The 12411-nt window shown below is 59.1% G+C and carries 12 protein-coding genes; 9 read left to right on the top strand and 3 right to left on the bottom strand.

Translation table 11 applies throughout. The features are described 5' to 3' along the window. Positions 1-33: 33 nt before the first annotated feature. On the bottom strand, positions 34-435 hold the full coding sequence (locus tag H1S06_RS14775; RefSeq protein WP_181741570.1) for an acyl-CoA thioesterase: 402 nt from the start codon (positions 433-435) through the stop codon (positions 34-36). Between the two features lie 209 nt (positions 436-644). Between H1S06_RS14775 and H1S06_RS14770 the strand changes: the two genes are divergently transcribed. From H1S06_RS14770 to phoR, 9 genes are all read left to right on the top strand, one after another. Continuing rightward, a complete protein-coding gene (locus H1S06_RS14770) occupies positions 645-1613 on the top strand; it encodes a PstS family phosphate ABC transporter substrate-binding protein (RefSeq protein WP_181741568.1) in 969 nt (322 codons plus the stop codon). A gap of 137 nt (positions 1614-1750) precedes the next feature. Next, positions 1751-4015: an ABC transporter permease subunit gene (locus H1S06_RS14765; protein WP_181741566.1), complete on the top strand. Its 2265-nt coding sequence runs from the start codon at positions 1751-1753 to the stop codon at positions 4013-4015. Between the two features lie 24 nt (positions 4016-4039). Next, the gene (pstA, locus tag H1S06_RS14760) at positions 4040-5728 is read left to right on the top strand and encodes a phosphate ABC transporter permease PstA (RefSeq protein ID WP_181741564.1); all 1689 of its coding nucleotides are present in this window, start codon (positions 4040-4042) and stop codon (positions 5726-5728) included. A 39-nt stretch (positions 5729-5767) separates the two neighbouring features. Beyond that, on the top strand, positions 5768-6601 hold the full coding sequence (gene pstB, locus H1S06_RS14755) for a phosphate ABC transporter ATP-binding protein PstB (RefSeq protein WP_181741562.1): 834 nt from the start codon (positions 5768-5770) through the stop codon (positions 6599-6601). Positions 6602-6633: 32 nt separating this feature from the next. Beyond that, the gene (gene phoU / locus H1S06_RS14750) at positions 6634-7392 is read left to right on the top strand and encodes a phosphate signaling complex protein PhoU (protein WP_181741560.1); all 759 of its coding nucleotides are present in this window, start codon (positions 6634-6636) and stop codon (positions 7390-7392) included. A gap of 102 nt (positions 7393-7494) precedes the next feature. Continuing rightward, on the top strand, positions 7495-8034 hold the full coding sequence (locus tag H1S06_RS14745) for a chorismate--pyruvate lyase family protein (protein ID WP_328515354.1): 540 nt from the start codon (positions 7495-7497) through the stop codon (positions 8032-8034). Positions 8035-8056: 22 nt separating this feature from the next. After that, entirely contained in the window at positions 8057-8938 is an 882-nt protein-coding gene (ubiA, locus tag H1S06_RS14740) for a 4-hydroxybenzoate octaprenyltransferase (protein ID WP_255483148.1), read from the top strand. A gap of 123 nt (positions 8939-9061) precedes the next feature. Further along, on the top strand, positions 9062-9757 hold the full coding sequence (phoB, locus tag H1S06_RS14735; protein WP_181741556.1) for a phosphate regulon transcriptional regulator PhoB: 696 nt from the start codon (positions 9062-9064) through the stop codon (positions 9755-9757). A 46-nt stretch (positions 9758-9803) separates the two neighbouring features. After that, positions 9804-11111 carry a phosphate regulon sensor histidine kinase PhoR gene (gene phoR / locus H1S06_RS14730; RefSeq protein WP_181741554.1) on the top strand — a complete coding sequence of 436 codons (1308 nt, stop codon included), beginning with the start codon at positions 9804-9806 and terminating at the stop codon, positions 11109-11111. Here the strand turns inward: phoR and cysZ are convergent. Together cysZ and H1S06_RS14720 are read right to left on the bottom strand one after the other, a co-directional pair. After that, a complete protein-coding gene (gene cysZ / locus H1S06_RS14725) occupies positions 11089-11868 on the bottom strand; it encodes a sulfate transporter CysZ (RefSeq protein ID WP_181741552.1) in 780 nt (259 codons plus the stop codon). The two genes, phoR and cysZ, sit on opposite strands and share 23 nt — an antisense overlap. A 49-nt stretch (positions 11869-11917) precedes the next feature. Further along, entirely contained in the window at positions 11918-12400 is a 483-nt protein-coding gene (locus tag H1S06_RS14720; RefSeq protein ID WP_181741550.1) for a hypothetical protein, read from the bottom strand. Positions 12401-12411: the final 11 nt, after the last annotated feature.

Raw genomic sequence — 12411 nt, 5'->3', positions numbered from 1 at the left:
TGTCGACGACCGGCCGGGGCTCACCCGGCCGGTTCAGTCCCGCGACGGCAGGACGCGAATATGGCCCTTCTGGTCGATGGCAACCTGCACACATTCGGCACTGGTCACCTTGCGCAGCTCCTGCCCATCGGGACAACGTCCCCAGACTTCCACCTGGATCCGCAGCGAACTGTGTCCCCGCTCCAGAATACGGGTATAAAAGCTGAGCACCGTGCCCTGCATTACCGGCGACATGAACCCCATGCGCCCCACCGACACCGTTGCAACACGCCCCTGTGCTTCCTGCCCGGCACGGATTTCACTGGCCATGACCAGCTGAGAAGCGACCCAGCCACCATACACATCACCAAACATGTTCACCGCGCCCGGTCCCGCCGGCAATTGCAGGCTCAAGCAACCCTCAGGCGTCAGCAGTTGATCTTCATTTGTTGTCATTATCACGATCCTACCGAGTGAAAAGAGGCCAGGCCCCCCGTTTATGCTGCAGCGCATATATTACTCAGGTTACTCCTAAAGGACAGCCCTTCCCTCTGGCAGCAGGCAAAGCAAAAGAACCTCGGCACCTGTCACATTACCGTCACAAACCCGCCCTATAGTTCGCACAAGTCAATTAAATAACCCGTTTCCTTTACCAGGAGCCGATAATGAAACCGATGAAAAAGCTGTTCGCGGCTGTAGCCATGACCGCCACCTGCTTCACTGCTCAGGCGAGCGACCTTCTCGACCCGAACCTGCCGGTATACCAGAAAGCTTCTGGTGTTTCCGGTAACCTGTCCAGCGTCGGCTCCGACACCCTGGCCAACCTGATGACCCTGTGGGCGGAAGAGTTCAAGCGCAGCTACCCGAACGTCAACATTCAGATCCAGGCAGCCGGTTCTTCTACTGCGCCCCCTTCTCTGACCGAAGGTACGTCCAACATCGGCCCGATGAGCCGCAAGATGAAGGACAAGGAAATCGAAGCGTTCGAGAAGAAATTCGGTTACAAGCCGACTCCGGTTGCCGTTGCCATCGACGCTCTGGCGGTATTTGCACACAAAGACAACCCGATCAAAGGCATGAGCATCGATCAGGTTGACGCTGTCTTCTCCTCTACCCGCAAATGTGGCGCTGAGGCCGACGCGGATCAGTGGAGCGACCTGGGCGTGAGCGGCTCTCTGGCGGACCAGAGCATCCAGCTGTTCGGTCGTAACTCCGTTTCCGGCACCTACGGCTACTTCAAGAAAGTGGCCCTGTGTAAAGGCGACTTCAAAAACAGCGTAAACGAACAGCCGGGTTCTGCATCCGTCGTTCAGTCCGTTTCGACCTCTGTTAACGCACTGGGCTACTCCGGTATCGGTTACAAGACCGCTTCCGTACGCGCTCTGCCGCTGTCCAAGTCCGGCACCGACTATGTTGAGCCGACTCCGGAAAACGCCGTTGCCGGCAAGTACCCGCTGGCACGTTCACTGTACGTTTACGTGAACAAGAAGCCGGGCCAGAGCCTGCAGCCGCTGGAGCGTGAGTTCCTGAAACTGGTTCTGTCCAAGGTTGGTCAGGAAGTGGTCGTCAAAGACGGTTACATCCCGCTGCCGGCCAGCGTAGTTGAGAAACAGATGAAGGATCTGGAACTGTAAATACTTCGGTTCCGATCCTGCAAAAGGGGAGTCTTCGGACTCCCCTTTTTGTTTTGTTACAGATGTAACAAAACAGTCATACATTTGACTTATTGTACGCGCCATACCAAGTTCGACACTTCTCAGGACCCTCGACCATGAGTATTGAGCAAACCAACACCGTGCCGGAGCTGGACTTTAACACTCCCGCTCAGCGCCGCCTGCGACAGGCCCGCATGTTGAAGGACAAGCTGGCCGCCAGTGGCATTGCCATTGGCGGTATCAGCGTTATCCTCGCTGTCGTCATGATCTTTTTCTACCTGCTGTATGAGGTTGCGCCGCTGTTTCGCTCGGCCAGCATCGAGCCCTGGGGCGGCCAGCAGGAGGTCAGTTATGCGGTTCCCGGTCAGGGGCGCACACTGTACCTGGCCGTCGAAGAACAGGCTGAAATCGGCTTCCGTGCCACCGACAGCGGCAATATGGTGTTTTTTGACAGCACCAGCGGTCGAATCCTGAAGGAAGAACAGCTGCCGCTACCGGCAGGCGTCGACATCAGCAGTTTTGCACTCCTGTCCGAAGCCAGCCAGACATTCGCGCTGGGTTTGAGCGATGGCAGCGTTAAGGTCATCAAGCACAATTACAAGGCCACCTACCCCAACGGTAAACGGGTACTGAACCCCGAGCTGGTTTACCCGCTGGGCGAAGCGGCCCTGCCGCTGGCCAACGGCCCCATCGAGCACCTGACCCTGAACCAGGACAGCGACGCCTGGAGCCTGATTGCTCTGAGCCAGGGCCAGCTGACCGAACTCACCCTGTCCATGAACGAAAACTTCCTGACCGGTGAGGTCGAGATCGAGCAAAGCAGCCGCACGCTCCCCACCATCGGCGTCAAGCCGACCAAGCTGCTGATGTCTCCCGACCAGCGCTGGTTGATGGCCAGCCTGCCTCAGGGCAAGGTAGCCGTCATGGCACTGGGCAACGACCCGGAAGTCACCCAGCTCGTCGAGGTCTCCAAAGCGGAGATCACCAGTTTTGAGCTGCTGCTCGGCGGCAGTTCACTGATTATCGGCGACGCCAAGGGCCAGCTGTCGCAGTGGTTCTTCGTCCGTGACGAAACCAACCAGTTCCAGCTGACCCATATTCGCAGCTTTGAGCATGGCGACAGCCCGGTCAGCAACCTGACGACAGAACAGCGCCGCAAGGGCATCATTACCCTGGACGCCGACGGTACCCTGAACCTGTACAGCAGCACCGCCAACCGTAACGCACTGAGCGAGCCCTTGTTCGAAAGTGCCGCCGATGCCATCGCGCTGGCACCCCGCGCCGATGCACTGCTGGTTCAGCACGGCGACCGCCTGAGCTTCTGGCATGTTGACAATGAGCATCCGGAAATTTCCTGGAGCGCCTACTGGGAAAAGGTCTGGTACGAGGGCTATGCCGAGCCGGAATACACCTGGCAGTCATCCGCATCCAATAACGATTTCGAACCCAAGTACAGTCTGATGCCGCTGGCATTCGGTACCCTGAAAGCCGCGTTCTATGCCATGCTGCTGGCCACACCGCTGGCGATCTGTGGCGCTATCTACACCGCCTACTTCATGGTCCCGGCCATGCGCCGCAAGGTGAAGCCCTTTATCGAACTGATGGAAGCGCTGCCAACCGTCATTCTGGGTTTCCTCGCCGGTCTCTGGCTGGCCCCGTTCATGGAAGCCAACCTGGCAGGTATCTTCGTCTGCCTGCTGGTGATTCCGATCGCCATTGTGCTGTTCGGCTTCACCTGGAATAACATGCCCAACAAGATCCGCTTCCTGCTGCCGGACGGCTGGGATGCAGCCTTGCTGATCCCGGTGGTCATCATCGCGACCTGGATTGGTCTGGCACTGGCGGGCCCGGTCGAACACGCCCTCTTCGGCGGTCATATGCCGACCTGGCTGAGCAACGAAGTGGGAATCCCTTACGACCAGCGTAACGCCATGGTTGTAGGCATCGCCATGGGCTTCGCGGTCATCCCGACTATTTTCTCGATCACCGAGGACGCCATCTTCGCGGTACCCAAGCACCTGAGTTACGGCTCCCTGGCGCTGGGCGCCACTGCCTGGCAGACCCTGACGCGTGTGGTACTGCCCACCGCCAGTCCGGGTATCTTCTCGGCTCTGATGATCGGCATGGGCCGCGCCGTCGGCGAGACCATGATCGTCCTCATGGCCACCGGCAACACCCCGATCATGGATATCAACATCTTCGAGGGCATGCGTACTCTGGCCGCCAACATCGCCGTGGAAATGCCGGAATCCGAGGTGGGTAGCACACACTACCGGACCCTGTTCCTGGCCGCTTTCGTGCTGTTCCTGTTTACCTTTGTGGTAAACACTCTGGCCGAAGCGATCCGCCAGCATCTGCGCAAGAAATACGGTTCCCTGTGATCGGTGAGAGTGAGGATTAGATAGATGCGTTATTCAGTAAGCGAATGGACCAAGTCCGGCTCTCCCTGGGTCTGGCTCAATGCCGGTGCCGTAGCCATCTGTGTCATCATGGTGGTCGGCCTGCTCGGCCTGATCGCCATGCGCGGCCTAGCCCACTTCTGGCCCGCGGATGTCATGCAGGCCACCTATACTCAGGGTGACCAGAGCCGCCGCATCATGGGTGAGCTGGTACAACAGGAAATGGTACCGGCCGAACAGCTGCGTGGTGCCGGCATTCAGGTGCCGGACGGCGTGGAAGAGATGCGCCGCGACCTGCTGAAGGTCGGTAACCGTGATTTCAGCAGTGCCGACTTCGTCTGGGCCATGGATCAGGGCATCAGCGACAAGACGCTGCCGGAAATGATCATGGTCGCCGAGCGCCTTGAGTGGGGCAACTTCTACGGTTATCTGCGTGAAGTCCGTGAGAGCGGCGAAACGGTTGCCCGTCACGACGGGCACGCCAAATCACCCGAATACCTGGCTGTATGGGACGAATTCCAGCGTCGTATCGACCGCGTGCTGGAAATCCGCGACCAGATTCTGACGATTGAAAAACACGAAATCGGCAGCATCAACTACGAGTTGGAGCGCCTGCGTCTGGAAGAACGCTCGCTGGAGCTGGAACAGTCCACCGATGCCGAGGCCTATGCCGAAATCGAAGCCCGTCGCGCCGAGCTGAACGCCGACTATGAAGTCCTGCAGCAGGACCTGATCGACCTGTACACCAAGATCAACCGCGACAGCTTCACTGCCGAAATCGCCGATGGGCGTGAAGTCGAGATCGATATTGCCAAAGTGGTCCGCGCCTTCCTGCCCAATAAAATGGGTACCGGCGAAAAAATGGCACACTACGGCGTCAAGCTGTGGGAATTCCTCTCTGACGAGCCGCGTGAAGCCAACACCGAAGGCGGTATTTTCCCGGCCATTTTCGGCACCGTCATGATGGTGATACTGATGTCCGTGCTGGTTACGCCTTTCGGCGTCATCGCGGCGGTCTACCTGCGTGAATACGCTACTCAGGGCTTCATTACCCGCCTGATCCGCATTGCGGTGAACAACCTGGCCGGTGTACCGTCCATTGTATATGGCGTGTTCGGCCTCGGTTTCTTCGTTTACTTCCTGGGCGGCAGCATCGACGATCTGTTCTTCCCGGAAGCCAAACCGGCACCGACCTTCGGTACCGGCGGCCTGATGTGGGCCTCCATAACCCTGGCGCTGCTGACCGTGCCGGTGGTGATCGTGGCCACGGAAGAAGGCCTGGCCCGTATCCCGCGCTCGGTGCGTGAAGGTTCCCTGGCGCTGGGTGCAACCAAGTTCGAAACGCTGATGAAGGTAGTGCTGCCCATGGCCAGTCCTGCGATGATGACCGGCGTAATCCTGGCCATCGCTCGTGCTGCCGGTGAAGTGGCACCGCTGATGCTGGTGGGTGTCGTCAAGCTGGCCCCGAGCCTGCCACTGGACGGCAACTACCCGTTCCTGCATCTGGACCAGAAGTTCATGCACCTGGGCTTCCACATCTATGATGTCGGTTTCCAGAGCCCGAACGTGGAAGCGGCACGTCCGCTGGTATATGCCACCGCATTCCTGCTGGTGGTGGTGATCGCCCTGCTGAACTTCTCGGCCATCGCGATCCGTAACCACCTGCGTGAAAAATACAAAGCGCTTGAGATGTAATCGCCCGCTTACGACTGACAAATTTGAAGGTTTACCGATATGACTAGCGAAGTAAAAACCCACGCCATCGATATTGCCTCCATGCAGCGCGGCGAGAGCAACCTCAACCTGGCGGATGAGCAGATCACGCTGCAGGTCAAGGACCTGCGCCTGAGCTACGGCGAGAAAGAAGCCCTGCACGGCATCAACATGGACATCCCGAAGAACCGCGTCACCGCGTTCATCGGCCCGTCCGGCTGTGGCAAGTCCACCCTGCTGCGCTGCTTCAACCGCATGAATGACCTGGTCGACAGCTGCAACATCACCGGCCAGCTGCTGCTGGACGGTGACAATATCTATGATCGTACCGTCAACGTGGCCGACTTGCGTCGCCGCGTCGGCATGGTATTCCAGAAACCCAACCCCTTCCCCAAGTCGATCTATGAAAACGTGGCCTATGGCCTGCGCATTCAGGGGATCAACAAAAAGCGGGTCATCGACGAAACCGTCGAGTGGGCACTGCGCTCCGCCGCACTCTGGGATGAGGTCAAGGACCGTCTGCACGAAAGCGCGCTGGGCATGTCCGGTGGTCAGCAGCAACGTCTGGTTATCGCCCGCACCGTAGCGGTGAAACCTGAAGTGCTGCTGCTGGACGAGCCGGCCTCTGCACTGGACCCGATCTCCACCCTGAAGATCGAAGAGCTGATCCACGAGCTCAAGGATGACTTCACCATCGTCATCGTCACCCACAACATGCAGCAGGCGGCCCGAGTCTCCGACTACACCGCCTTCATGTACATGGGCGATCTGATCGAGTTTGGTGCCACCGATGCGCTGTTTACCAAACCCGAAAAGAAACAGACTGAAGACTACATCACCGGCCGTTACGGTTAACATGGCCCGTGCCAGCAACGGAGAAATCGATCGTGGAACTCGAAAACGCTAATTACTCGACCCATATTTCCCAGCAATTCAACGAAGAGCTGGAGAAAATCCGCACGCAGATGCTGACCATGGGCGGCATCGTGGAGCGTCAGGTGACCGACGCCGTGGAAGCCCTGCTGAACGGTGATGTGGAGCTGGCCGAACAGTCGCGCCGCATCGACCAGCAGACCAATGCCATGGAGTTGATGATCGACGAGCAGTGCACCACCACCATTGCACGTCGTCAGCCGGCCGCCAGCGACCTGCGTCTGATCGTTTCGATCAGTCGTGCCGTGTCCGATCTGGAGCGCATTGGCGATGAAGCCACGCGCATCTGTAAAATGGCCATTGAACTGGCAGACAGTGGCGCCAACCAGCGCGGTTTCCAGGAAGTCCGCCATATCGGCAACCTGGTGCGCGACATGGTCAAGGACATCCTGACCGCCTTCGCCCGCAACGACCTAGAGATGGCCTACCGTGTGGCCAAACAGGACAAGAGCGTGGATCAGGAATACCGCACTGCCATGCGCTCTCTGGTCACCTATATGATGGAAGATGCCCGTGCCATCTCCAATGTACTGAACGTCATCTGGGCCCTGCGCAGTCTGGAACGCATCGGCGACCATGCGCGTAACCTGTCCGAGCACCTGATCTACCAGGTCAGCGGTACCGATGTCCGCCACCAGAGCCTGAAAAAGCTCAAGCAGGCGGTACGCGAAGAGTCCGACGGCACTGCAATGAGCGACGGTGACGAGGAGTAATTCTCTGCCTCGCGCTCAACGGCTGCTGGTGGTTTAATCACCAGCAGTCACCCCCTCCCTGGTGCTACACTCTGGCTTTCCACTTTCATGGACTTGGTCGTCGTGTCAGCCCGCAGCGCCCTGCTCAATGTATTGACCCCCAAACACTGGACCCTCGCCGATGGCGCCTTCAAGGCACCCCATCACTGGCGTCCCTGGCTGCAGGACAGCGGCTCGCTGACCCGACGCCTGAGCCGTGCCGCCGGTGGCGAGTTTGCCGTGCGCGTGCTGTCACAATGCTGGGCAGTACCCTCCGCCGACGAAGCCCTGGCCCTGGGTATGCCGCCGCGCCAGCGCGCACTGATTCGCGAAGTGGAGCTGTTGGGGCGTGATGGCGCCCCCTGGGTCTATGCCCGCTCGGTGCTGCCCGCCGCAACCCTGACCGGCCAAGAGCGGCGTCTTGCCCTGCTGGGCAATCGTTCGCTGGGGTCACTGATGTTCAGTGATCCCAGCCTGACCCGCAGCCCCCTGCGTGTCTGCTGCCTGCACGACGGCAGCCGCCGCTATTGGGCACGACGTTCCGTTTTCCGCCTGCATCGCAAGCCCCTGCTGGTATGTGAGGTTTTTCTCCCCGGCATGGAGCACGTACAATACCCGCTATGAATCTCGTTACCAGGAGTCCGTTTTGCACCCCCCTGCCGCGCCCTCGCTCAAGCAGCGACTGACCGCCTACATTCAACTGATGCGTGCCGACAAGCCGATCGGTACCTATCTGTTGCTCTGGCCAACACTCTGGGCGCTCTGGATCGCAGCCGAGGGTATGCCCTCGCTCGACCTGTTGCTGGTTTTCAGCCTGGGCGTGTTTTTGACCCGCTCTGCCGGATGCGTCATCAACGACTATGCCGACCGCCATATCGACGGCCATGTCGAGCGCACCTACCAGCGCCCCTTGCCCTCGGGCCGGGTGAGCGAACGCGAGGCACTGGGCCTGTTTGTCGGGCTGATGCTGGTGTCCTTCCTGCTGGTGCTGCTGACCAATACGATGACCATTCTGATGTCATTCGGCGGGTTGGCACTGGCGTTCATCTATCCGTTCATGAAGCGCTATACCCACCTGCCCCAGCTGGTTCTGGGCGCCGCCTTCGGCTGGGCTATCCCCATGGCCTTTACCGCCGTCCAGGAACAAGTGCCACTCACTGCCTGGCTGCTCTATGCCGCCAAGCTGTTGTGGACCGTGGCCTATGATACCCAGTACGCCATGGTCGACCGCGACGACGACCTGAAAATCGGCGTCAAGTCCACCGCTGTACTCTTCGGTCGTCACGACCGGCTGATGGTTGCCCTGCTGCAGTTGGGAGCTCTGGGCATTCTGGTCGGGGTTGGCCAGCTGGAACAGCTGGGCCTCTGGTTCCATCTGGGCCTGCTGGCCGCGCTGGGCTTTTTCATCTACCAGCAGTGGCTGATCCGCAACCGGGAACGCATGCCCTGCTTCCAGGCCTTTCTCAATAACCACTATGCCGAGCTGGCAGTGCTCATCGCCATCATTCTGGACTATACCAGCATATAAGATCAGGAAAAGAATGGGTTTTTCAGGCGGATACCGATTTACCAAAGACTATGTCATATTAGTGTAACGAAAACGTCTTGTAATAGTGGCCTCCGATAACACCTGTAGATGAGGCAGAAAACGATGTCTGCATCCAAACGTGTGCTGATCGTCGACGACGAAGCACCGATCCGTGAAATGATCGCCGTCGCCCTGGAAATGGCCGGCTACGAGTGCAGCGAAGCCGACAACGCTCAGGATGCACATGCCCAGATCGTGGACAACAAGCCCGATATGGTCCTGCTGGACTGGATGATGCCCGGCACCAGCGGTATCGAGTTCGCCCGCCGCCTGCGCAAGGAAGAAGTGACCGCCGATATCCCGATCATCATGCTCACCGCCAAAACCGATGAGGATAACAAGATCAAGGGGCTGGAGACGGGTGTTGACGACTATATCACCAAGCCGTTTTCTCCTCGCGAGCTGGTCGCACGCCTGAAGGCCGTACTGCGCCGCACGACACCCAAGGGCGTGGAAGAACCGGTCACCGTTGACGGCCTGACCCTGGACCCGGTTTCACACCGCGTAACCGCCGACGGGCAGCCGGTTGATCTGGGGCCTACCGAGTTCCGTTTGCTGCAGTTTTTCATGACACACCCGGACCGCGCCTACTCGCGCAGCCAGCTGCTGGACATGGTATGGGGCGGCAATGTCTACGTGGAAGAACGCACCGTGGATGTCCACATCCGCCGTCTGCGCAAGGCGCTGGGTGAACGCCATGACTATCTGGTCCAGACCGTGCGCGGCACCGGCTACCGTTTTTCTGCCCAGGTTGCCTGATCAACAACCCTTTGCCACATGATCGACCACAGGATGGAGTCTTTGGATGCAGCTATCGCGACACGCCCTGATTACCAGCCTGGTGGCTCTGGCAGCCGCCGGATTACTGATCGGCATGCTGTTCGACCACGCCATGGTCGGACTGAATATCGGCTTGCTGATCTGGGGCTTCAAACATATCCGGCAATTCAACCGGCTATTTGACTGGCTGCAGCGCGAAGACGGCTCCGAGCCTCCCGAAGCCAGCGGAGCCTGGGGCGAGCTGTTCGATGAAATGTCACGCATGCAAAAGCGCAGCCGTGCCCGCGAACAGTACCTGCGCGGTATTATTTCCCGCTTTCAGCAATCGTCGGCCGCTCTCAGTGATGCCATCGTCATCATCGACAGTCACAACAACCTGGAGTGGTGGAACCGTGCCGCCGACCGCCTGCTGGGGTTGAAGGCCACCTCCGATCGGGGCAAGCCGTTGATCAACCTGCTGCGCGACCCACGTTTTGTGCGTTACTTCCGCAAGGGACACTACCAGGAGCCGCTGGAACTGCCATCACCGGTCAACAGCGACCTGCAGTTGCAGTACCAGCTCACCAAGTTCGGCGAAGCCGACCTGCTGTTGGTCGCACGTGACATCACCCGTATCGTGCGCCTTGAGCATACCCGTCAGGACTTTGTCGCCAACGCTTCCCATGAGCTGCGCACACCGCTGACCGTGATTCGCGGCTATCTGGAAACCTTCCTCGATCAGGAGCTGCCACGGCCGCTGCAGCGCGGCCTGGAACAGATGCAGCAGCAGGCACGCCGCATGGAAGGACTGGTCACCGACCTGCTGCTGTTGTCACGACTGGAAGCCAGTCAACACATCAGCGACGAACACCCGATCCTGATTCAGGACCTGATTCGGCGCATTCATGAGGATGCCGAAGCACTGGCCACCGGTCGGGGCCACCGCTTCGAACTGGCAATCGATACCGACTACGATCTGCTGGGGCAGGCCGGGGAACTGCAGAGCGCCTTTTCCAACCTGGTGTTCAATGCAGTGCGCTATACGCCGGATAACGGCACTATTACGCTGCGCTGGCAGGTTGACCACAAGGGCGGGCATTTCTCGGTGAGCGATGACGGTATCGGCATTGAGGCCATGCACATCCCGCGTCTGACCGAACGCTTTTACCGTATTGACGAGAGCCGCTCATCCGCCAGCGGCGGCACCGGACTGGGCCTGGCCATCGTCAAGCACGTCCTGGTGCGCCACTATGCACACATCAGCATCGACAGCACCCCCGGCAAGGGCAGCACCTTTACCTGCCACTTCCCGCCGGATATGGTCGTCCCCGTCAGGGGTGTGGAGGCAAGCTGACGGGCTGCGCTTCCTGAATGCCTTTCGCTTCGCCGGCGTACTCTTCCACCCAGAAGATGGTCGCGCCAACCACGGCGGCGGGCATCAGGATCAGATTGACAATCGGTACCAGCATTCCCAGCTGTACCAGCCCGCCAAAACCGATCGACGTCACTCGACGCGCTTTCATCAGCTGTTTCATCTGATGAAAGCTGACCTTGTTGTTGTCCATCGGATAGTCACAGTACTGGATCGACATCATCCAGGCACCGAACAGGAACCAAAGCAGCGGGGCCACCAGATTCACGCCCGGAATGAAGGTCACCACCAGAATCAGCAAAAAGCGCGGCAAATAATAGGCCAGTTTATGCAGTTCACGCTGCAGTGCCCGCGGAATCATGGCCAGCACCGCACCCCAGCCTTCATCCATCACTACATCGCCACGCAGCTGTTTTTCGACTTTTTCGGCCAAAAACCCGTTAAAGGGCGCTGCGATCAGGTTGGCAATGATGCTGAAGCCGTAATAGACCGTTACCAGCACCAGTAACGCAAACAGCGGCCAGAAAAACCAGGCCAGAAAATCGGCCCATTCAGGCAGAAAGCTCAGCCAATAATCAACCCATACCGTGAATTGCCCCACCAGCAGCCAGATAGCTCCAATAAACAGCAGCACATTGACCAGCAACGGCACCAGCACAAAATGGCGGAGGCCCGGCTGAGGCAACATGGCGGCACCACGCAGCAGATAGCCGGCACCGCGAACAGGGTTACCTTTCATCAACTTTCCTTGCAACAGGGGTTATCGAAAGCGCACCACGGCAGCCGAATCAGGATGCCGCAGGCTCGATGGGCGACTCGATACCGCCGCTACAGAACAGCTGCTGCTGACGCATCAACAGACGACAGCCTTCGCCGCGAATGTCCCGCTCCCAACAGGCGTGCTTGGCCCAGGTCTTGTCGTCTTCGGTCGGCTCCTCACGAAATGCCGGCACCTCCTCGCAAAACCCTTCATCCGGTTCGGCGGTTTCCAGACAGGCCTTCAGGAAACGTCCGTGGTTCACCGTGCATTCGAAACCGGTACAACCATCAAAATCGCCCAGGGCCTTTTCCAGACAGGCCGTCTGTCCATTGCCACGGCCAAAGGTCAGACCTCGATCGCGCCACTGGGCCGCCTGTTCGGCCCGTTCGGCATTGAAATCGGCCAGCCACTCACTCTTGGCAGCCTGCCACCAGGCAGGCTGCACCTGCCACAGAAACAGGAACACCAGCACCGGCAACAAAACCAGGGCCAGAATCGTTTTTTTCAACATCAGGAACTCCG

The organism is Marinobacterium marinum (genome assembly GCF_013868415.1).
GTDB lineage: Bacteria > Pseudomonadota > Gammaproteobacteria > Pseudomonadales > Balneatricaceae > Marinobacterium > Marinobacterium marinum.
The sequence above is the reverse complement of the archived record's forward strand: the minus strand, read 5'-3'. Positions and strand labels throughout refer to the sequence as shown.

Bases quoted from the DNA above. Each gene is read 5' to 3' on its own strand.
- H1S06_RS14775 (WP_181741570.1), bottom strand. From the start codon at position 435: ATGACAACAAATGAAGATCAACTGCTGACGCCTGAGGGTTGCTTGAGC.
- H1S06_RS14770 (WP_181741568.1), top strand. From the start codon at position 645: ATGAAACCGATGAAAAAGCTGTTCGCGGCTGTAGCCATGACCGCCACC.
- H1S06_RS14765 (WP_181741566.1), top strand. From the start codon at position 1,751: ATGAGTATTGAGCAAACCAACACCGTGCCGGAGCTGGACTTTAACACT.
- pstA (WP_181741564.1), top strand. From the start codon at position 4,040: ATGCGTTATTCAGTAAGCGAATGGACCAAGTCCGGCTCTCCCTGGGTC.
- pstB (WP_181741562.1), top strand. From the start codon at position 5,768: ATGACTAGCGAAGTAAAAACCCACGCCATCGATATTGCCTCCATGCAG.
- phoB (WP_181741556.1), top strand. From the start codon at position 9,062: ATGTCTGCATCCAAACGTGTGCTGATCGTCGACGACGAAGCACCGATC.
- phoR (WP_181741554.1), top strand. From the start codon at position 9,804: ATGCAGCTATCGCGACACGCCCTGATTACCAGCCTGGTGGCTCTGGCA.
- cysZ (WP_181741552.1), bottom strand. From the start codon at position 11,868: ATGAAAGGTAACCCTGTTCGCGGTGCCGGCTATCTGCTGCGTGGTGCC.
- H1S06_RS14720 (WP_181741550.1), bottom strand. From the start codon at position 12,400: ATGTTGAAAAAAACGATTCTGGCCCTGGTTTTGTTGCCGGTGCTGGTG.